Origin of the sequence: Berryella intestinalis (assembly GCF_000814825.1) — a bacterium.
GTDB lineage: Bacteria > Actinomycetota > Coriobacteriia > Coriobacteriales > Eggerthellaceae > Berryella > Berryella intestinalis.
In genome coordinates this window covers 1813138-1834901 of sequence record NZ_CP009302.1, presented here as the reverse complement: position 1 = coordinate 1834901, position 21764 = coordinate 1813138, and the positions used below count along the sequence as shown (strand labels likewise).

The following is a 21764-nucleotide window of genomic DNA, read 5'->3' as shown; positions in this document are numbered from 1 at the left end:
TTGAATCTTTCAACGGCGTCTCAGCTCAAGCAGATGAGAGGAAAAAGCAATTTAATTCAGTTCTCGGACCTCGATCTGCAGCTGCTTCAGCAAAAGCTGCTGGGTATTTTGTGGGATATCATCGATTATTGCGAAGCAAATGGTATCTCGTATTCTCTTGGCGGTGGATCGTGCCTTGGGGCGATTCGTCACAAGGGCTTTATTCCTTGGGATGATGATATTGATTTAGACATGCCTCGCGCTGATTACGAGCGGTTCGTTGTGGGGTTTGCCGCCCAACATCCAGGGAAGTATACGGTTCAATCGCCCAAGACCACTCCAGAGGTTGGCCTTCCCATTTGCCGCGTAAGGCTGAATGGGACGAAGATCAAGACCGTCGAGTCTGCTTCGCTTCCTGAAAGTGAACTTGGCATTTGCGTTGATATTTTCCCGATTGAGAATGTTTACGATCATCCGGTCCTAAAGATGTTCCAGGGTGTGCGCAGCCTAGCAGGAGGGCTTTTTCTTTCAAGTAGAAGAATCTATAGGGATAGGGATCATTACCTTTCCTATGTGGAGGGTGATAGGGAAGCCGTTCGGAGTATCAGGCTTAAATGTCTCATCGGAAAGTTGCTGAGTTTCAACTCGGTTGCACAGTGGGCGCTTAGGGTGGATCGTTGGTATTCGTGCTGCAAAAATCCAGATACAAAATTTGTCTCGGCTCCCTCCGGACAGTACCATTTCTTTGGCGAGATGTACGAGAGACAGATGTATATTCCAACGCGAAAGGAAGAATTTGCTGGTAGATTGGTCAATGTTCATATTGATGCCGAAGGTTATCTTATGAAGCATTACGGTCCTAACTACATGGAACTTCCCCCTGAAGAAAAAAGGGAACATCATGCATGTCTTGAATTCGATTTAGGTGAGGCTGGCTCGACTTTGCTGTCGGGATCGAACGGGCGGTAAGGAGCGGCCGATGAATTATTCGATTATACTTGCTGGTGGCGTAGGACAAAGGATGAGGACGTCGGGAACGCCGAAGCAGTTTTTAGAGGTGTTCGGTAAGCCCATCGTTATATATACCCTCGAGAAGTTCGAGGCCTGTCCCGATGTTGATAAAGTGATTGTTGCCTGCAATGCGGCATGGATAGACCATATGAGCAACTTGCTTTTTAAGTTTTCTCTTGAGAAGAATGTGACCGTGGTTCCGGGAGGGAAAAACAGGCAGGCGAGTATTGCTAATGGAATCAGGCAAATCAGGCAATTGGGCGGGACGGATGATGACATCGTTCTTGTACACGATAGTGTGAGGCCGCTGGTCGAGACAGCGGTTATTTCCGAGAATATCCGAGTTGCTCATAGATTTGGCGGAGCTATGACGGTGCGTCCGGCTATTGAGTCGGCATGCATTACGGAGGGCGATGTCGTCAGCTTCGCGGATTTCAAGGTGCGAGACAATACGTACACATTGACATCCCCACAGACATTTAGGCTGGGAGTACTCACCGACATTTATTCGAAATATGCGGATGGAGTTTTACCAGAAACGGTTCTGGATGCTGCAATGGGCTGCTCATATTTGGGTTCGGAGGTGCATATGGTCAAGGATGCGAGCCCGAACCTGAAGATCACGACCCCTGAGGATTTCTATATTTTCAAAGCGATGGTCGAGTACGAAGAGACCAAGTCCGCATTTGGACTCTAGCGAACGGGGGAGCGACGTGGAAAAACGTGATTTGGATATCATTAATAACGGATCAATCGACTGGATGATGTATCGAGATAAATCCGTGCTCGTTACTGGGGCGACGGGGCGATTAGGTCGATATATCTTCGATGCGCTCGTATATGCTGATGTCACCTATAATTTGAATATGAGGCTATTCGGTCAAGTGAGATCGCTTGCAAAGGCCAGAGAAGTTTTCGGGGATGAACTCCATTTTCCTAATGTGGGTTTTATCGAACAGGACATCGTCCATCCTCTTGATTTGGATGAACGTGTAGATTACGTCTTTCATACAGCAGGACCGGCCGCGCCCGCCGACTATAAAGCAAGCGCGGCAGGAACTCTTTGGGCGCATGTTGCTGGAACGCGCAATGTTCTCGAGTTTTGTCGCTCTCATCATGTTCAGCGGGTTTTTTATGTTTCAACTGTTGAGGTTTATGGGGAGTGGACCGATGATCGTCCTGTGACCGAAGAGGATATGGGGCCGCTTCAGCACCTAAACGTTCGGTCTTGTTACCCTGAAGCTAAGCGGTTGTGCGAGACTATGCTCGAAGTCTACCGAACTCAGTATGGGCTGAGCTACTGTGGAGTGAGGATGAGTCATACGCTCGGCCCGGGTATCGATCTCGAAGACGGTAGGGCGTTTGCCGAATTCCTTAAATGCACGCTGGAGGGGAAAGATATCGTCCTTTTATCTGAGGGGCGCGCGCTTAGGACGTACACTTATATTCCCGATGCGGTGAATGCTATGTTCTTGGTTATGCAGAAGGGCCAGGACGGTTTTTATAACGTAGTAAACGAATCTAACGTCATCAGCATACGAGAGCTTGCTGAGCTTATCGCTGGCTTGGATCTCGAGGGGAGGACAGAGGTTCGATTCGGTGGCGTGCCTAGCTCACTGCCATACCTCCAGTTTGAGCTTGCAATCGAAGATTCGAGTAAGATTAGGACTTTGGGATGGGAGCCGAAGGTCGGTTTGGATCAGATGTTTAAATGGACGTACGAGTCGTTCATTTAAATGATTTTGGAGCTGTGAGTATATGCATGTTGTGGTAGTCCGCATAGGTCCGCTGGGTCAATTTCCTCCCGCCATTAATCTTGTTGAGTCGCTGCTTCGTTTGGGGCATCGGGTTACTTTGTTTGCGAATGATATCGACGAATGTCGGCAACTAAGCTTCAAGGATGATTCTCGTGTTGAGATGATAGACCTCGGAAGTCGGCAGGGCGGTTTGTGTTCTAGAGGTTTGAATAATTACAGTATTCGGAAAACGATAGGGGGTTTTCTGAAGGCAAATAGGGGATCTATCGATTTTGTCTGGACTACAACCGATATTTCTGCTCGTGATATTGCGGATGAACTAGCTGAGTTCAAGCATGTAATGCAACTTCCCGAGCTAGTAGAATACGTTCCACGCATCGGCGCTCGATCGATGCCCTTCAAAAGTGGTAAAGCAATCGACCTTGCTCGCAAGGCGCATAAAGTGGTCGTACCTGAATATAATCGAGCCTGTATTCAGCAAGTTTGGTGGAATCTTCCCGTTGTGCCCACCGTGTTGCCGAATAAACCTCAGCCAGATGATTTGTCTACCCCCAAAGAGGTTGACGAGGCTCTTGCGCAGCGCTTTGAGACTCTCGGCAAAAAGATCCTGCTATATCAGGGTGTATTTGCTTCCGACCGAGATATCGTTCCTTATGCGAAAAGCTTAGAGTTGCTCGAAGGGGAATTCTGCCTTTGTTTGATGGGGAAAGGCGTTTTTTCGGCTGAAGATGAGAGAGCGTGGCGCAATAAGCTTTCGTCGATTTCAGAAGACGTATATTTTATGGGCTTTGTTCCATCGCCTGGCCATCTTGCTTTCAGCTCATATGGGTATATTGGCCTGCTTCCTTACTCGCCCAGGTCGGACAAGACGCGCTTTTCAAGTTTGAACGCCCTCTATTGTGCTCCAAACAAAGTCTGGGAGTATTCGCGTGTTGGGGTTCCTATGCTGGGCTCGGATGTCCCTGGCTTAAAGCACTTGCTGGAGGGGGCTGGTATGGGGTTGACTTCCAGCCCGGATCCGGATGAAATAGCGGAGAGAATAAGGGCTATAGACGAAAACCATCGGTCTATGTCTGCTAACGCAACGAGGTTTTATAAGGCGACCGATATCGATAGCATAGTCGAAGCCATTCTTCAGGATTAATCTTTCAGAAAACCGAAAAAAGGGAATCAGATTGGAAAACTTGATGACTGCTGGAGTTGGTAAACTGCTCACAGTGTCTGTTGCTGCATATAACGTCGAAAAGTATCTCGATGAAGCTTTGAGGTCGTGTGTTGTTGCAAACATGGATGCGCTCGAAGTTATCATTGTCGATGATGGTAGCGAGGACAAAACGAGTGAAGTTGCCCGTGAGTTTGTCAATCGCTATCCAGGCACCTTTGTTCTGATCAAAAAAGAAAACGGAGGTTACGGCTCAACGTTTAATGCGAGCCTCAAGGTCGCACGTGGCAAGTATTTCAGGTACCTTGATGGCGATGATTGGTTTGATGCGGGCGAGCTCGAAGCTTACTTAGCCATCTTGTCCCGAAATGATTCAGATGTTGTGTACAGCCCCTATGTGCGTGTATACGAATCTGACGGCAGTTCGGAGTTGATACGCGACTTGAGAGTTGATGGTGAAGGAGTTTACTATCTTTCTGATCTGAAGATACATCGCCCGTTGGCTGCGTGTTCCCTTGCGTATCGAACGCTTTATCTCAGGGAAATATCGTTCCATATGACCGAACAATGCTTCTACACCGATCTTGAATTCTGCTACATTCCGTTTGCTTTTGCGAATAGCATTTACGTTTCGGATTGTCCGCTCTATAGATATCGTATTGGGCGCAATGGTCAATCGATCAGCGTCGAAGGCATCAGATCGCATTACAAGGATATTCTGAAAGTTCGCATGAGGATGCTGAGTGAGTTTTTTCCCGATGGTGGCATTCATCCTGATATTGTGCCCGTTTCCTACATCCGAGATTCCATGGTGAAAGAGATTATCGCAACGTATTCGTATCTGCTTTTGGTGGGGTCTGATGCTTCTAAGCAGGATGCGTTGAAATTCAATCGTCAGCTGAAAGGCTTTTCTGGCCTCTATCGCGAATCGTCGATTGCAAGCAAAAAGGTGCGCTTATTAAGGTTAAGCCGATTTAGTTTATTTGGCTGGCTTTCGTCCCGGGAGCTCAGGAAAAAATAATGGCATCTGTTCGGGCGAACTTTCTTTGGAATGCCGCTTATCAGGTGGTTCGAATCATCGTGCCTCTTGTCACGCTTCCGTATCTTTCGAGAGTGCTTGGAAGTTCTCAACTGGGAGTGTATGCCTTCACGTATACGATTGCGAATTACTTCATTTTCTTCATCCTGCTGGGACTTAACCAGTACGGCGTTCGTGCAATAGCGAAAGTTCGCGAAGATAGGCAGATTCTGTCGAAGACATTCTGCTCCATCTTTGCAATGCAGTTTTTAGCGGGAGCCGCTGTAACGACCGTTTATCTGGGGTATGTAGCCCTGTCGTCGCCCGATATTATTCGGTTTTCCCTCATATGGTGCATATGGGTTGGGGCCGAGATATTCGATGTGGGTTGGCTTTTCTTTGGTCTCGAAGAGTTCAAGGCTATAACCATTCGAAACGTGATTATCAGGTTTTTGGTCGTTGCTGGCATCTTCCTGTTCGTTCATGATCAAGAAGATCTTTGGGTGTACTGCTTGATACAGGCGATGGGGAACTTTGTTTCGGCGTTGGTATTGTGGCCGATGTTGGCTGGTAAGGTTCGGTTTGCCTTACCGAAATTGAAAGAAATTATCCCTCATATCAAACCCAACCTGGTTCTTTTTGCCCCTGTCATTGCGATATCGTTTTACACGCAGATCGATAAAGTATTACTTGGGGTGCTTGCATCCATGTCGCAGCTGGGGTTCTACGACAATGCTGAAAAAATAACATTAATTCCGCTGGCGATAATACAATCGCTCGGCACCGCTATGCTTCCACGGATGAGTAAGCTCGTATCATCGGGAGAAGGCGAATCGGTTCGAGGTCATATCGGAATATCTATATGGTTTTCGACAGCTTTGGCTTTGGGGCTATCTTTTGGAATTGCCGCTATATCGCCGGAATTCGTCCCGATTTTTTTCGGAGAAGGGTTCGAGCCCGTTGCAACTATGATGCCAATTATCGGAATGATAATTCCGATAGTGGCATGGAGTAATGTTTTGGGTGTTCAGTATCTTATCCCCCATGGAAAAGATGTGATGTTTCTCGCTTCCGTCAGTGTAGGGGCTGCGGTGAACGTGGCGCTGAACCTTGTTATGATTCCGTTGTGGCAGGGAGTCGGCTCTTCGGTTGCGACAGTGATTGCGGAGTTCGCGGTAATGCTTGTTCAGGTTTATTACCTGAGGAGCGAACTTCCTTTCAGGCGCTACTTAAAAGATGTGTTGCCGTACTTGTTTATCGGAGCGGCAATGTATGGTGTAATCCGGATGGGCGTTTTTTTACCTGTTGATGGGGTGGCTCGCCTGGTGTTGGAGATCGTGGTAGGCGGATCTTTCTTTCTGTTGGCCTCGATTGTGTGGATGAAAAAAACGCATGACGGAAGGATAAAGCATCTTCTGCCCTCGCGCTTTCGATGAGTCGTCGTCCACTGGTTGTTGGTTCTATGCGGTTGTTAAATTAAGGGTGCATGAATGAATGTTCTGTCGCAGAAGGTCACGTGGGCGCTTCGCTGGCGAACTGAGATTGCGGATCGGTATTTTAGTCTGCATCAAGGCCTATTCATAATCTTTATCTGTATTTGGATTGCATCTATTATGGTCGATGCAACTTATCTGGAAGTCGATGGCCTAACCCGCATCGTCAGACGCTTATGTCAGGCTGGCCTCTTTGTTAACGAACTCGTGTACGGAAGAGTAACGAAGCGCGACCTTGTTTTTTTATCAGGGGTCTCATTGGTAGTTGTGGCGTGTGTCTTCGCAGGTGAAAACTATCTCTGGACTGTATTGCTCGCAGCATTTTTCATGAGGAACCTGAATGCTAAAGAAGTGTTGACATGGATCTTTATCGTGCAGTTGATTGTTTTACTTACCATAGTGCTTCTTGGCGTGGTGGGCGTGATGCCTACCCCGCCATGGGTTAGTGAAAACCCGGATAGGATACGGCACGCACTTGGATTCGAGTGGTATACCTACGCGAGCCATTTTTTGCTTAGCCTTATCCTTGTCTATTTCTATTTAAAGAGGGAAAAGGCTAGCTGGTTCGTCATTGTGGTCCTGCTTGCGTTCAATGTTGTTGTGTTCCTGCTTTCCGATTCGAGAAACTCGTTTGCTTTGTCGCTTCTTGTTCTGGGGGCGATGGCGGCGTACAAACGATGGGGAAGCAAGCTTCGCAGGAACAAGGTATTCGAGCTGGCGTTTATTGCGTCGGTTCCCATTTGCGCCGTCCTTTCTGCGATTGTGTTCCTCGGCGTACCGGTGGATAGCGATTTGGGTCATCAATTGAACAGGGTGTTTTCGAACAGGTTGGCGCAAACCCAACTCGCATTTTCCCAATATGATGTTTCTATTTTTGGGAACAGGATAGAGTGGGTTACCCCCATTGCGGTGATGTCGGGTAAGGTTGCATCTGGAGCCAATAATTACGTCGATTGCTCTTATTTGAATATCCTTATCAGAAACGGGGTGTTGGTCTCGGCTGTTTTTCTGGTGCTGTTCGTTGCGCTTGTGAGAAAAGCGGTAACGGGTGGAGATTACGTCTTCGGTTTCATCTTTTTGGTTTTCGCAATTCATAGCATCGTTGATCCTCAGCTTTGCATGATTGCGTACTGCAGTTTTTTGTTGCTGTTCGGAAAGGTTCTTTCGTCCGACGACTCCTGGTTCGTTTCGTCGCTGACTGATGCTGGATTGGCAGGAAGAAAAGTCACCATCACAGAAAGGAACGCATCAGTTCGTCAAATAAAGCCTAGCAAGAGAAGTGTGTAGCTGATGGTGGCTCGTGCCAAACCCTCCGCATCCATGCGCTATACTGACGTGCACATGCGACGACGAAGATAAGCTTCGGCGCTGCCCGTTCTCAGAGAGGCGCTTCTTTGGCTGGAAAAGCGTCAACGGGTGCCGGGGCCGTTCCCTTCCGAGCATCTTCCCCGAAAGCGAAGGCTTGCCAGGCGTTCATAGGGGAAGGCGGTGGCCCTCCGTCATCGGGGAAACGAAGCGGGTCGCGGCGTTCGAGCCGACGGCCAATCAAGGTGGTACCGCGAGAGCCCTCTCTCGTCCTTGAACCAGACGCCCCGAGCGCGAACCCGGGCGTCGCCAAGGACGAAAGAGGGCTCTTTTTTCGAGAGCGAGAGAAAGGCGAAGCAAGATGTCGGTGATCGACGAGCTGGCGGAACTGAGGTCGAGGACCCTATCCGCCATCGAAGCCGCGCAGGGAACGTCCGCGCTTGACGAGGTGCGCGTCCAGGTTATGGGGAAGTCGGGCGAGCTTACCAAGTACCTGCGCCAGATGGGGCAGATCGCCAAAGAGGAGCGCGCAGAGGTGGGCAAGGCGGTGAACGCCGTCCGGGCCGTGGTCGAGGAAGCGCTCGACGCGCGCAAGAGCGCTCTTGCGGCCGATGAGCTGGCGGCGTCCATCGAAAGCTCGGCCGTCGACGTGACGCTTCCGGGGCGCGCCCAGCAGCTGGGCTCGCGCCACCTCATCAACCGCATCTCCGACGAGATCTGCGACGTGTTCCTCGGGCTGGGTTACACGGTTGCAACCGGCCCCGAGGTGGAAACCGACTACTACAACTTCACGGCGCTGAACGCTCCGGCCGACCATCCCAGCCGCAGCATGCAGGACACGTTCTACGTGCGGGATCGGTCGGGCGACGCCGCTGCGGTTCGCGGCGAGTCCGACGTCTTGCTGCGCACCCAGACCTCCGGCGTTCAGGTTCACGTGATGGAGACCCAAAAGCCCCCCATCTACATCGTCGCACCGGGCAAGGTGTATCGCCGCGACGTGGCCGATCCGTCGCACCTTCCCCAGTTCACCCAAATCGAGGGCCTGGTCATCGACGAGAACATCAGTTTCGGAGACCTGAAGGGCACGCTCGACTACTTCTGCAAGGCGATGTTCGGCCCGGATCGCGAGACGCGCTTCAGGGCGCATTACTTCCCGTTCACCGAGCCGTCGGCGGAGGTCGATGTGAGCTGCGGCATCTGCCACGGGGAGGGATGCCGGTTCTGCAAGGGTACCGGCTGGCTCGAGATCCTGGGCTGCGGCATGGTCGATCCGGCGGTGCTCGAGTGCTCGGGGATCGATCCCGAGCGGTACTCGGGGTTCGCGTTCGGCGTGGGCGTCGAGCGCGTTGCGGCGCTGAAGTACGACATCCCCGACCTCAGGCTGCTGCTCCAAGGCGATATGCGCTTCCTTCGTCAGTTCTAGTTCAGGAAGAAGTGGACTTATGAAAGTTTCTCTCAAATGGCTGGGCGAGTACGTCGACGTGCCCGCCGACCTCAAGGCCTTCTGCGATCGGCTCGACCTGACCGGAACCGGCGTCGAGGGCGTCGAGGTCCAGGGCCAGACCTTCGACAAAGTGGTTACCGCCCAGGTGCTCACCAAGGTCGAGCATCCCGACTCCGACCACATGTTCGTTACGACGGTGGACGTCGGTCCGTGGAACCTCGGGGAGGACGGGAATCCCGCGCCGCTCCAGATCGTCTGCGGCGCCCAGAATTTCAATGCGGGCGACCATATCGTTACCGCCCTCGAGGGCGCGGTGCTTCCCGGCGACTTCAAGATCAAGAAGTCGAAGAAGCGCGGCGTGGTGAGCTATGGCATGAACTGCTCGTCTGCCGAGCTGGGGCTTGGCAGCGACGCCGACGGCATCATCATCCTTCCCGAGGATGCTCCCATCGGGGTTCCCTATGCGGATTACCTGGGGCTTTCCGATACGGTGCTGGACCTCGAGATCACGCCGAACCGCCCCGACTGCCTGTCCGTGGCGGGGATGGCGCGCGAAGTGGGGGCCATGTACCGCGTCCCGGTGACCTACCCCCTCTACGAGCTGGAGGAGGACGGGTCGCTCGTTTCTGCCTCCGAACAGGTCGAGGTGGCGATCGCCGACCCTGCCCGCAGCAAGCGCTACACGGCGCGCGTGATCGAGGGCGTCAAGATAGGCCCCAGCCCCGATTGGCTGGTCGAGCGCATCGCTGCAGCGGGCGCCCGTCCCGTGAACAACGTGGTGGACGTCACGAACTACATCCTGTTCCTGTTCGGACAGCCCCTTCACGCCTTCGATTTCGACAAGGTGGTGTCGAAGGACGGCAAGGCGCGCATCCAGGTGCGCCCGGCGGCCGAGGGCGAGAAGCTGACGACGCTCGACGGGGAAGAGCGCGAGTTGTCTGCGGATATGACCGTCATCGCCAACGAGTTCGGCCCGGTCGCCCTGGCGGGCGTCATGGGAGGGCTCGATACCGAGATCTCGGAGTCGACCACCAAGGTTCTGCTCGAGGCCGCGACGTTCGACCGTTCGCACACCAGCCGCACCAGCCGCAGCCTCGGCCTGATCAGCGAGTCGTCTTTGCGCTACGAGCGCACGGTGGACGACAACCCCGTAGCCGACTACGCGGCGATGGCTGCGGCGCTCATCGCCGAGGTGACGGGCGGTTCCGTGGCTCCCGGCCTGGTTGATGTGTGGGAGGAGCGCACGCAGCCGTGCAGCCTGACTTTGCGCGTCCCCCGCTTCACGCAGATGATGGGGATCGAGGTTCCCGTCGAAGACATCGCGGATATTCTCGAGCGCCTGGGCTGCGAGGTCGATCAGTCGTCGGATCCCGATGCGCTGTCCGTGGTCGCGCCTACGTTCCGTCCCGACCTCGCACGCGAGATCGATCTGTACGAAGAGGTGCTGCGTCTGTGGGGGATGGATCGGGTGAAGCCCACGCTTCCCGCGAGCCCGGGACGCGTCGGGCACCGCACCGATGACCAGAAGCTTTTCGCGCTCATCGACGCAACCCTGCGCGCGAGCGGGCTGAACGAGACCATGACCTATTCGTTCGCCGATCCGACCGACATCGAGCGCTTGCGCATGGACCCTGTCAGCTTGGGGGATGCCGTCGAGCTGCTGAATCCCATGAACGCCGACCAGTCGGTGATGCGTCAGAGCATCGTTCCCGGCCTTTTGCGCAGCGTCGCCTACAACCAGAACCATGGTGTGAAGAACATCCAGCTCTACGAGCGCGGAACGGTGTTCTCTGCGCGCGAAGGGGCCAAAAAGCCCAAGGAGCGGCAGAAGGTCGCCGGCGTTCTCGCCGGTGCGATGGCCGAGGCGGCTTGGAACGCCGAGGCGCGTCCGTTCGACTTCTTCGACGGGAAGGGCGCAGTCGAGAGCCTGCTGCGCGAGCTGGCGGTTCCCAAGGTCCGTTGGCGCGCCCTGGAGGCCGACGCGGCTCCCCACCTGCAGCCCGGTCGTGCGGCCGAGGTGCTGAGCGGGGGCACCATCCTGGGCTGGGTCGGCGAGATCCACCCCCTCGCCGTCGAGGCGTTCGACGCGACTCCGGCCGTCGTCGCGTTCGAGCTGGACGTTCAGGCCCTGGGCAAATCGAGCCGTCCTGCGCGCGACTACGTGGACGTGCCGACGCTGCCCGAGGTGTCGGTCGACGTCGCCTTCGTGGTGAACGAGGACGTCACGCACGAACGGCTGATGCAGTGCATGTCGTCTGCGGGCGGCAAGCTGCTGGAAAGCGCCCGCCTGTTCGACGTGTATCGCGACGAAGACCGCCTGGGGGCGAACAAGAAGTCCATGGCTTACGCGCTTTCCTACCGCGCAGCCGACCGAACGCTTACCGGCGAAGAGGTGGAGCGCGCCCACGAGCGTCTGGTCAAGAAGGTTTGTGGAGCGACCGGGGCAGAGGTTCGCGGCTAGATGAACCGTGGTTTACTTTAACGGAACAGCCTGGATGTGCGGCAGCTCCTTTAGGGGGCTGCCGCTTGGATATGCGAGGTAGCCATGTACGATGGGATCGAAAGCCCCGGTCGCAACGACGAGTGCTGGTGCGGGTCGGGGAAGAAGTACAAGAAATGCCACCGCGACTTCGACGAGAAGCTTCAGCGGCTATGGGACGAAGGGGAAGAGGTTCTTCCGCGCAGCCTGCTGAAGACCCCCGCCGATATCGAGGGGATCAAGCGCAGCGCCGAGGTGAACGTGGGCGCCCTCGACTACGTCGAGGCGCATATCGAAGCGGGCGTCACCACGGCCGATATCGACCGATGGGTCCACGACTACTGCATCGAGCGGGGGGCGGTTCCCGCCGACCTGAACTACGAGGGCTTCCCGAAAAGCGTCTGCACCTCGATCAACGAGGTGGTGTGCCACGGGATCCCGTCCGAGGACGAGGTGCTGCGCGACGGCGATATCGTCAACGTCGACATGTCCACGATCCTGGGAGGCTACTTCTCCGACTCCTCGCGCATGTTCTGCATCGGGCAGGTCGATCCGGAGTGGAGGCGCCTGGTGGAGGTGACGAAACGCTCGGTCGAGGCGGGTATGGAGGCGGTGCGGCCTTGGGCTCACCTGGGAGATGTCAGCGCGGCGGTGAACAAAGTGGCGACCGACGCCGGTTTCAGCGTCGTGCGCGAGTTCGGCGGTCACGGCTGCGGGATCGAATTCCACGAGGATCCGTTCGTCAGTTTCGTTGAAATGGCCGGAACCGGGCCGATTCTGGTTCCGGGTATGTGCTTTACTATCGAGCCAATGGTGAACATGGGCAAGGCGGACATCGACATGACCGACCCGAACGGGTGGACGGTCCGCACTGCCGACGGTTTGCCGAGCGCCCAGTGGGAGGTGCAGGTGGTAGTGACGGAATCAGGGTTCGAACTGATTTCCTGGTAATCGCGAGGGGCCGGCTGAAGCGCCGGCCCTTGTTGCAAAGGGAGGGCAACATGGAGGATCGCGTCACGTATCGCGATAAGCTGAAGCAGGCCGACCGGGAGGCGCGTGCCACCGTCGTCGCCTTGGCTGTGACCATCGTCGTGTGGGCGGTGGGCGGCTTCGGTCTGGCCGGACTCGACATCAAGGTGGCCCATACGCCGCTGTGGGTGATATGCGGAACGGTCGGGGCGTGGATATGCGCAATCGCATGCGCAGTCTACCTGGACAAGCGGGTGTTCGTCGATTTCAGCCTGGATGACGAGGACGGTTGCCGCGCATCCGGGCCCGACGGCGGCATCGAGGTTTCCGACGAGGAGGGGAAGAACCGTGGGTAACATCGCCGGGCTTGTCCCCGTCATCCTGTTTCTGCTGGTTGCCCTGGCGCTCAGCATCTTCGCCCGACGTCGGTCGCGCTCGGGCGCGGGTTTCGTGAACGACTACTTCATCGGCAACCGCAGCCTCGGAGCGTTCGTTTTGGCTATGACGACCATCGCCACCTACGGGTCGGTGAGCTCGTTTGTGGGAGGGCCGGGTCAGGCCTGGACCATCGGCTGGGGATGGGTGTATATGGCCGCCGTCCAGGTGACGGCCCTGTTCTTGCTGTACGGCATCATGGGCAAGAAGATGGCGCTGGTCTCGCGCAAGCTGAACGCGGTGACGGTGATCGACGTGCTGCGCGCCCGGTATCGCTCCGACGCGCTGGCGATCATCGCGGCGCTGGTGATCGTAGTGTTTTTCGGAACGACCATGATCGCTCAGTTCGTCGGCGGAGCCAAGCTGTTCGCGGCGGTTACCGGGTATTCCTACCTCACCGGCTTGGTACTGTTCGGCCTGGCGGTGATCATCTTCACGACCATCGGCGGCTTCAGGGGCGTCGCCGTGACCGACGCGCTGTGCGGCATCGCGATGCTGGTGGGGATCTTCGTGCTGGCCGGGGGCATCCTGCACGCGGGCGGCGGCTGGGACAACCTCATGGCCACCATCGAGCGGAACCATCCCGAGATGATGGAGCCCCTGTCGGGAGGGCACATGCCCTACGGCCTCTACTTCACCCAGTGGCTTATCGTCGGCATCTTTACGTTCTGCCTTCCCCAGTCCGCCGTGCGCACCATGGGCTTCAAGGATGCGAAGTCGCTTCGCCATGCCATGGTGCTCGGAACCGTCATAATCGGGGCGATGCTCATCGGCTGCACGGCGCTTGGGACCATGTCGGCCGGTGTGCTCACCGACGACATCGCGGCGTACGGGGGCAGCATCGACAACATCATCCCCACGGCGATCGTCTCGACGCTGCCTCCCTGGCTTGCCGGCATCGCCATCATCGGCCCCATCGCCGCATCCATCTCCACGGTGTCTTCCCTCCTGATCGCGGCGTCCTCCGCGATCATCAAAGACATCTGGATCCACTACGGGCAGCGCGCGGGGAAAACCGCTTCCGACCGCGCCATCGAGGTGTCGAGCCAAGGCGTTACCCTGGGGATCGGCCTTATCGTGTTCGTGCTCGCCGTCACTCCGCCCGCGGTTATCTGGCAGATCAACATGTTCGCGTTCGGAGGGCTGGAAACCGCGTTTTGCTGGGTGTTCCTGGGGGCGCTGTTCTGGCGGCGGGCCAATAGGTACGGCGCCCTGCTGTCGATGGTCGGGGGAACGGCGGCGTATTGCGTGTGCATGGCCTTGGGAATCAAGTTCATGGGCCTGCATCAGATCACCATCGGGCTGGCGGTTTCCCTGCTGCTGATGGTGGTCGGATCCCTGGCGTTCAGGGATCGCGAGTCCGGTCATCTCCCCGTTTTCTTCGGAGATTCCCCGCGCAGCGAACCTTAAAACACAAACAAACGTTCGTTTTTATGCTATACTCAAGCGAACAGGAACCGGGCCGCTTCTCCGATGCGTTCGGCGAGGCGGCCCCTTTTTTGAGCCGTTTCGACGCCCTCCTTCGTCGTTCGCTCGCATCGCGAAAGGGGATAGCCTTATGAACACGCTTGATCTCGAACGACTGGATGGTGTGGAAAGCCTGGTCCAAGCCGTCGGATCCTCGTCCGAACCGTTCGTGGTGATCGACGCTCGGGGCCGAGAGGCTCTGGTCGCCATGTCGCCATCCGTGCTGGAGCGTCTGCTGTTCGACACCAGCATCCTCAATTGCGACCAGGGAGGGTGGAGCCGTTCCTGAAGGGCTTCCGGGCGATCTGTTGTTTCGATCCCGAAACGACGGGCCGCTTGCGCGATTTAGGGGTATGCTGGTGGATGCTGGCGGCGCGTGCCGCCGCCTTTGCGGGTAACGGTTTCTTGGATCGAGGAACCCTGCGGGGTTCGCGGGTTTGGAGGAGCGTCATGTCTGTCAAGGTTGGCGTTGTCGGGGCGTCGGGCTTTGCCGGGATCGAGATCGTTCGCCTGGTGTTGCGCCATCCCCGATTCGAACTTGTCGCAGCTACGTCGTCAGAGCTGTCCGGTCGGTCGCTTTCTTCGGCTTACCCGGCGCTCGACGGCTGGACCGATCTGGCGTTCGTCCCCCATGATGACGAGTCGATCGACGAATGCGACGTGGTGTTTCTGGCGGTTCCGCACACGGCGGCGCTTGCCAGCGCGCCGTCTTTGGTGGAAAGGGGATGCGCCGTCATCGACCTTTCGGCCGACTTCCGCTTGAACGATCCGCAGGTGTACGAGGCGTGGTACAAAGTTCCCCACACCCGGCCTGATCTGCTCGAAAAGCGCGCATTCGGCCTACCCGAGCTGTTCAGGGCCGACCTCGAGGCGCTGGCCGGCGTTCGGGCGACGGGCGCGGGCGTGCTGGTGGGCTGCGCGGGATGCTATCCGACGGCAACGTCGCTCGCCGCCGCCCCGGCCCTGCGCGCCGGTCTGGGCGCGGGCGGAATCGTGGTGGTGGATGCCATCTCGGGAGTGAGCGGCGCGGGGCGCAAGGCAACCGACAAAACGCACTTCTGCTTCGCGCACGAGGGGGCGTCGGCGTACGGGGTGGGAAACCACCGGCACATTCCCGAGATCGAGCAGATACTGGGGATAGAAGGACGCCTTGTGTTCACGCCCCACCTTGCGCCGTACAGCAGGGGCCTTCTTTCCACGGTGACGTTCGAGGCGGGGCCTCGGGACGTCGATCAGGAATCCCTCGAAGCCATCTATTCCGATTTCTACGAAGGCAGCCGGTTCGTGCGCTTCTTGGGTGGGTCGGTCCAGCCGTCGACGGCGTCTGTGACGGGGACCAACGCCGCGCAGGTAAGCGCCGTGTACGACCCGAGGACGAATACGATCATCGCCACCTGCGCGATAGATAACATCGGCAAAGGCGCTGCTGGCCAGGCCGTTCAATGCGCGAACATCGTGTGCGGGCTTCCCGAGGCGGCGGGGCTCGAGCTTGTGTCCACTCCCGTGTAGTGTCCGTTCCCGTGCAGAAAGGCAGACTATGTTCGACAGCTCTTCGACAGCGGAAAGCATCGAGCCTTTAGGGCTTGACCTGGCTCGTATCGACGGAACCGATCTTTGGGCGATCGACGGGGGCGGGGTCTCGAGCGCCAAGGGCTTTCGGGCGTCCGGCGTGCATGCGGGGTTCAAGAAGGCCGCGGACAGCCTCGATCTCGCCCTGGTTATCGCCGATGAGCCCTGTGCGTGCGCCGCTACGTTCACCCAGAACGTCTTCTGTGCGGCGCCCGTTCAGGTGTCGCGCGATCATCTGGGGGGCGTCTCTTACGGCACCGCCAAGGCCGCTGTGATCAACTCCGGCATCGCAAACGCCGCGACGGGCGACCGGGGGATGCTCACTGCGCGCGAGTCGGCCGAAATAGCCGCAGGTTTTCTAGGGTGCGAGCCGTCCGAAGTGGTCCTCGCCTCGACCGGCGTGATCGGCGCCCATCTGCCGCTCGATCCGTTCAGAACCGGGATCCCTGCGGCTTTGGAGGCGGCAAGCGCCGAGGGCGGCAGCGTGGCCGCCCGGGCCATCATGACCACCGATACGCGCCCGAAGGAATGCGCCGTTTCGTTTTCGGGCGATGCCATAGGGTATCCGGGGACCGTTTTCACCGTGGGCGGCATGGCGAAGGGCGCGGGCATGATCATGCCCAATATGGCCACGATGATCTCGGTCATCACTACCGACGCCCCCGTTTTGCCGCATGATCTCAGAAGCGCTTTGGCCGATGCGGTCGAGCAGAGCTTCAACCGCGTCACCGTCGATTCGGACACGTCCACCAACGATTCGTGCTTCGCTTTCGCAAACGGCAGGGCCGTTTCGGAGGGCGGGCCGTTCGTTCCCGGCACCCCCGCCTTCGACCTGTTCGAGCGCGCGCTTGCATTCGTGTGCCGGACGAACGCGCGCGCGATGGCCGCGGACGGGGAGGGGGCTACGCGCCTTGTCACCGTCCAGGTGGTCGGAGCGGCCAGCGCCTCCGACGCCGATCGGGCGGCGCGCACGGTCGCAAACTCCCCTTTGGTGAAGACGGCCGTGTACGGCAACGACGCGAACTGGGGTCGCATCGCCGCCGCGCTCGGGCGCTCGGGCGCCCGGTTCGATCAGGGGGCGGTGGATATAGACATCATGGGCATTCCCGTCTGCCGCAAGGGGCTCACCGTGGCCTTCGACGAGGACGAGGCGCTTCGCAGGTTCGAGAGTCCCGAAATCGCCATCGACATCGATCTGGGATCCGGCTCGGACTGCGCCATGATGTGGTCGTGCGACTTTTCTCACGACTACGTGACCATCAACGGAAGCTATCGGTCGTAGCGCCGCCTTTGCGGCGCGTCGATTTCAAGGAGGTTGTTATGTCGCTATCCACCCAAGAAGGGCTCGAGCGGGAATACGTGATGGGCACGTTTGCCCGGAAGCCGGTTCAATTCGTGCGCGGGGAAGGCGTCCGGCTGTTCGACGACGAGGGCAACGAGTACCTCGACTTCGTAGCGGGCATCGGCGTCATCAGCGTGGGCCATTGCCATCCGCGTCTGACGGCCGCCCTGCAAAAGCAAGCCGAAACCCTCATGCACGTCAGCAACTACTACTACATAGAGAAGCGGGGGGAAGTCGCCCGGAAGCTGTCCCGCATGCTGAGGGCGACCTGCCCCGAAGACGAGGGCTGGAAGGTGTTCTTCTCGAATTCCGGTGCGGAATCGAACGAGTGCGCCATCAAGCTCGCACGCGTTCACGCGAAGCGTCGGGCCGAAGCCGAGGGGAAGCCGGCTCCCCGCGTCATCGTGACGCTCGAGCGCAGTTTCCACGGAAGGACGCTCGCGTCTTTGGCGGCGACCGCCCAGCCAGCCAAGCAGGAATTGTTCCAGCCGCTGCCCGACGGGTTCGTCGCGACGCCCCTCAACGACGTCGCGGCGCTCGAGGACCTGTTCGCGAAGCGGGGCGACGAGATCTGCGCCATCCTGCTCGAACCTATCCAGGGGGAAAGCGGTGTGCACCCCTGCACTGCCGAGTTCATGGCTGCCGCGCGGCGCCTTACCAGCGAGCGCGGTGCCCTGCTTATGTGCGACGAGGTCCAGTGCGGCATATTCCGTTGCGGCGAGCACCCCTTCGGTTTCCAGCATCTCGGCGTGCAGCCCGATGTCGTCAGCATGGCCAAGGGAATAGCGGGCGGTTTCCCCATGGGCGCCTGCGCGGCACGCGCATCGGTTGCCGATTCTTTCCAGCCGGGCGACCACGGCACCACCTTCGGCGGAAGCAACCTGGCTATCGTTTCGGCGTACGAGACCCTTTCGATCATCGAAGACGAGGATCTTGCTCGAAACGTCCAGGTCGTCGGGGCTTACCTAAGGTCCCGTCTCGAAGCTCTTCCGCAGGTCGTCGAGGTCCGTGGCCGGGGTCTCATGCTTGCCGCCGAGCTTGCTGAAGGAATCGACGCGCCGGGCGTGGTTCTCGACGGGCTGGGCGCGGGACTGGTCTTGAACTACACCGGCCCTTCCACGCTTCGCTTCCTTCCGCCGCTGACATGTTCCGTCTCCGACGTCGACGCGCTTATCGAGAAGCTGTCCGTCCTGTTGGCGAATCGATAGCATCGGGTGTCTTCGGAGCCGCATGAGGGGCTTCGAGGGTCCTTCGCCCAAGGGGGCGCGGTGCATAATGTGTTCGGCTCACGCGCAGGCTGTGTAATATGCCTGGTCGCCGGTTCCCGATGGTAAAATCTGAAGGCCCCGTTTCTCCATTTCGGGGCCTTCCTTTATATCGCTGGAGGTGAACGTGGGCTCTCGTTCCATTAAGAATAGGCCGGCAGTGAAGAAACGGCGCCCGTTCGTCGGGTTCCTCTACGTTTTCGGCATCTTGTTCGCACTGCTGGTCGCGGGCGCCCTGGCGGGGTTCGCCCTCATATCCACGTGGACGTCCGACTTGCCGGATTGTTCCGGTTTGGAGGATATCCAGGCATCCAAGCCCACCGTGGTCTATGCGAGCGACGGCACTACCCAGCTCGCTCGTTTCCAGCTTGAGAACCGCACGCCCGTCGATGCCGCGCGGATCAGCAAGTACGTGCTGAACGGGACGGTCGACACCGAGGACGAGCGCTTCTACCAGCACAACGGCATCGATATGGCCGGCATCGCCCGCGCCATGGTGAACAACCTTACCGGCGGCGAGCTCGAGGGTGCGTCCACCATCACCCAGCAGCTGGTGCGCAACACCGTCATCGCCGACGAGATGAACGATATCTCCATCAAGCGAAAGGTGCGCGAAGCGGCCCTGTCCCTGCAGATGGAGCGGCTCTACACCAAAGGCCAGATCCTCGTCATGTACCTGAACACCATCAACTACGGGTCGGGCGCTTACGGCATCGAGGCGGCGTCGCAGCGCTACTTCTCCAAATCGGCGAACGACCTCACGCTTGCGGAGGCGGCGTTGTTGGTGGGGGTCCCGCAGTCGCCTACCTACAACAACCCCCTTCAGTATCCCGACAACGCGGTCGCCCGGCGCAACCTCGTGCTTTCGCGCATGCTGAAGGCCGGCGACATCACTCAGGAAGAATACGACCAGGCGACTTCCGAGCCCCTCGCTTTGAACCCCAGCGAACCGGCAGACGACATCCAAGCCTATCCGTTCTTCACCACCTACGTGCGCAGCCTCATCACCAGCCAGTACGGTATTTCGGAGTCCGACATCATGGAAGGCGGGCTGACGGTCGTCACCACGCTCGATCCGAAACTGCAGGATGCTGCGGAATACGCCGCCCAGCAGAAGCGCCAGAAGGTGGGAGGCGACTTCGACGTCGCCATGACGGTGATCGATCCCGATACGGGCTACATCAAGGCCATCGTCGGCGGCGCCGATTACTACACCAGCCAGGTGAACATCGCGACCGGCCAGGGAACCTCGGGCCGTCCCTGCGGGTCGGCATTCAAGGTGTTCACGCTCGTCGCGGCCCTTGAACAGGGTATCAGCCCCCAGACGCTGGTCGATTGCACCTCTCCGGCCACCATCGACGGCTACACGCTGCAGAACTACGACAACATCAACTACGGAACGCGCTCGATCTCCCGTGCGCTGGCCGTTTCGGCGAACACGGGTTTCGTGAGGCTTGCCGCGTCGATGGGCCCGCAGGTCGTTGCCGACACGGCCACGAAGATGGGAATCGATTCCACGCTTGACGTGAAAACCACGGGCGAGACCATCACGCTGGGCGTCGAAAACGTCACGCCCCTCGAGATGACCGAGGCGTACGCCACCATCGCCGCAGGCGGCATGCATCGGGATCCCACGGCCATCATGACCATATCCGATTCCGACGGGCGCATCGTCGTCGACAACACCGATATCGCCAAACGCAGCAAGCGCGTGATATCCGAAGAGGTCGCCTATGCCGCCGAGCAGGCCATGGAGGGCGTGGTGAACTCGTACGAGGGTACGGGAACAGCAGCGCGCCTGAGCAACGGCCAAACGGTGGCAGGCAAGACGGGAACCACCGAGAACTACAAAGACGTGTCGTTCTACGGGATAACCCCCCAGTACGCAGTGGGTATCTGGTGCGGCGATCCGTCGAACAGGACCTCGCTTACCCCCGGAACGGTGGTGACCGACGTGTTCGCGTCGTTCATGAACATCGCGCTGAAGGGCCAGCCCACCGAGACGTTCAAGAAGCAGAAGGAGCCGACGTACAAGCCGTATTCCGACGAGAAGTACCACATCTACGGAGTGGGCGGCTACTCGACCTCGAGCGGTTCTGGCAGCGGATCGGAATCTGCGGGCACCTCGTCGGATTCCTCCTCCCAAAACCAGAGCGGAACCACTGCTGAGGATGCGAATCAGTCCGGATCGAGCGGGAACGGCACCGGCGGCACCACCGGCTCGGGATCTACGGGAACGGGCACGTCGGAGAGTGGATCCGGAAACGGCGGCGCCGCAACGGGCGGCCAGACGGGAACCTCGACGGGCTCAGGGACTTCCTCGGGCGGCACCTCGGGAGGATCGGGGTCGTCGGGGGGAACCGCCGCCACGCCGTGATCCTTTCTTTTAAACAGTTGAGCTGACGGCTCGCCTTTGATGGTACAGTTCGCCCAGAAAACGCTTTTCCTGCTCGCCCAAGGAGTTGACCTATGAATCTCAGCAAACGAAGCTTTTTGGCCCTCGCCTGTTCGGGGGCGCTCGCCCTGTCCCTGATCGCGGGGTGCGTTCCCGCATCTCCGGCCGCGAAGGCGCAGGACGAGGCCCAGGCGGCGAACCGCGCATACATGTCGTCGGTAAACGAGACCATGTCCGATCTTGACAAGGGGCTCGAGGAGTTCGTGACCGCCGTGTCGCGCAACGATGTCGTTACCATGCAGACGCAGGCCGAGCGGGCATACAAGGCGATAGACAAGCTCAAGGAGACCGACGCCCCCGAGGCGCTCGCCGACATCAAGAACGATTACGTGGAGGGGGCCACGAAGCTCCAAGAGGCGCTGAACGACTACATAGCCCTCTACACCGAGATGCAGGCGGCGCAAAGCACCGGTTCGTTCGATTTCTCGACGTTCGGCACGCGCGTTGCCGGTGTCCAGCAGAAATACGACGAGGGAGTGGCGGCCCTGAAGAAGGCCGACGAAGCGGCCGCTGCCCTGCAGTAGCGATCCGCCCGCGGCGCGGGTTCGCAGACGAAAAAGCCGGCCGAGGAACCGTAACGGGACCTCGGCCGGCTTTCGTTTTTCAGGGGCGGC

18 protein-coding genes are annotated in these 21764 nt (G+C 58.3%); all 18 read left to right on the top strand.

The window, feature by feature from the left end; translation table 11 throughout:
• The 18 genes from JI75_RS08045 (at nucleotide 1) to JI75_RS07960 (ending at nucleotide 21674) form a co-directional block, all read left to right on the top strand.
• The gene (locus tag JI75_RS08045) at nucleotides 1-948 is read left to right on the top strand and encodes a LicD family protein (RefSeq protein WP_039690082.1); all 948 of its coding nucleotides are present in this window, start codon (nucleotides 1-3) and stop codon (nucleotides 946-948) included.
• A gap of 10 nt (nucleotides 949-958) precedes the next feature.
• Complete coding sequence (locus JI75_RS08040) at nucleotides 959-1687, top strand: IspD/TarI family cytidylyltransferase (protein ID WP_039690081.1); 729 nt, start codon at nucleotides 959-961, stop codon at nucleotides 1685-1687.
• A 16-nt stretch (nucleotides 1688-1703) separates the two neighbouring features.
• Nucleotides 1704-2726, top strand: coding sequence for an NAD-dependent epimerase/dehydratase family protein (locus JI75_RS08995; protein WP_144299297.1), 1023 nt, complete (start codon nucleotides 1704-1706; stop codon nucleotides 2724-2726).
• 31 nt (nucleotides 2727-2757) lie between these two features.
• The gene (locus JI75_RS09105; RefSeq protein ID WP_144299296.1) at nucleotides 2758-3891 is read left to right on the top strand and encodes a glycosyltransferase family protein; all 1134 of its coding nucleotides are present in this window, start codon (nucleotides 2758-2760) and stop codon (nucleotides 3889-3891) included.
• Between the two features lie 43 nt (nucleotides 3892-3934).
• Nucleotides 3935-4930 carry a glycosyltransferase family 2 protein gene (locus JI75_RS08025; RefSeq protein WP_158407638.1) on the top strand — a complete coding sequence of 332 codons (996 nt, stop codon included), beginning with the start codon at nucleotides 3935-3937 and terminating at the stop codon, nucleotides 4928-4930.
• Entirely contained in the window at nucleotides 4930-6363 is a 1434-nt protein-coding gene (locus JI75_RS08020; RefSeq protein ID WP_052241706.1) for a flippase, read from the top strand. The genes JI75_RS08025 and JI75_RS08020 overlap by 1 nt, the downstream gene beginning before the upstream one ends.
• Nucleotides 6364-6417: 54 nt before the next feature.
• Nucleotides 6418-7707: a hypothetical protein gene (locus JI75_RS08015; protein ID WP_039690077.1), complete on the top strand. Its 1290-nt coding sequence runs from the start codon at nucleotides 6418-6420 to the stop codon at nucleotides 7705-7707.
• A gap of 379 nt (nucleotides 7708-8086) precedes the next feature.
• Entirely contained in the window at nucleotides 8087-9148 is a 1062-nt protein-coding gene (pheS, locus tag JI75_RS08010; protein WP_039690076.1) for a phenylalanine--tRNA ligase subunit alpha, read from the top strand.
• A 19-nt stretch (nucleotides 9149-9167) separates the two neighbouring features.
• Nucleotides 9168-11630 carry a phenylalanine--tRNA ligase subunit beta gene (pheT, locus tag JI75_RS08005; protein ID WP_039690075.1) on the top strand — a complete coding sequence of 821 codons (2463 nt, stop codon included), beginning with the start codon at nucleotides 9168-9170 and terminating at the stop codon, nucleotides 11628-11630.
• A gap of 84 nt (nucleotides 11631-11714) precedes the next feature.
• A complete protein-coding gene (locus JI75_RS08000) occupies nucleotides 11715-12599 on the top strand; it encodes a methionyl aminopeptidase (RefSeq protein WP_039690074.1) in 885 nt (294 codons plus the stop codon).
• Between the two features lie 50 nt (nucleotides 12600-12649).
• The gene (locus tag JI75_RS07995; protein WP_082019832.1) at nucleotides 12650-12973 is read left to right on the top strand and encodes a YhdT family protein; all 324 of its coding nucleotides are present in this window, start codon (nucleotides 12650-12652) and stop codon (nucleotides 12971-12973) included.
• Nucleotides 12966-14462: a sodium/pantothenate symporter gene (panF, locus tag JI75_RS07990; protein ID WP_039690073.1), complete on the top strand. Its 1497-nt coding sequence runs from the start codon at nucleotides 12966-12968 to the stop codon at nucleotides 14460-14462. Before JI75_RS07995 ends, panF begins: the two co-directional genes overlap by 8 nt.
• A 148-nt stretch (nucleotides 14463-14610) precedes the next feature.
• Nucleotides 14611-14808, top strand: coding sequence for a hypothetical protein (locus JI75_RS07985; RefSeq protein WP_039690072.1), 198 nt, complete (start codon nucleotides 14611-14613; stop codon nucleotides 14806-14808).
• 161 nt (nucleotides 14809-14969) lie between these two features.
• A complete protein-coding gene (gene argC, locus JI75_RS07980) occupies nucleotides 14970-16028 on the top strand; it encodes an N-acetyl-gamma-glutamyl-phosphate reductase (RefSeq protein ID WP_039690071.1) in 1059 nt (352 codons plus the stop codon).
• A 28-nt stretch (nucleotides 16029-16056) separates the two neighbouring features.
• Nucleotides 16057-17370, top strand: coding sequence for a bifunctional glutamate N-acetyltransferase/amino-acid acetyltransferase ArgJ (gene argJ / locus JI75_RS07975; protein ID WP_082019831.1), 1314 nt, complete (start codon nucleotides 16057-16059; stop codon nucleotides 17368-17370).
• A 38-nt stretch (nucleotides 17371-17408) separates the two neighbouring features.
• Nucleotides 17409-18638, top strand: a complete 1230-nt coding sequence (locus tag JI75_RS07970) for an aspartate aminotransferase family protein (protein ID WP_039690070.1) — start codon at nucleotides 17409-17411, stop codon at nucleotides 18636-18638.
• 217 nt (nucleotides 18639-18855) lie between these two features.
• Nucleotides 18856-21072, top strand: coding sequence for a transglycosylase domain-containing protein (locus JI75_RS07965; protein WP_052241705.1), 2217 nt, complete (start codon nucleotides 18856-18858; stop codon nucleotides 21070-21072).
• A 92-nt stretch (nucleotides 21073-21164) separates the two neighbouring features.
• Nucleotides 21165-21674: a hypothetical protein gene (locus tag JI75_RS07960; RefSeq protein WP_039690069.1), complete on the top strand. Its 510-nt coding sequence runs from the start codon at nucleotides 21165-21167 to the stop codon at nucleotides 21672-21674.
• Nucleotides 21675-21764 lie beyond the last annotated feature (90 nt).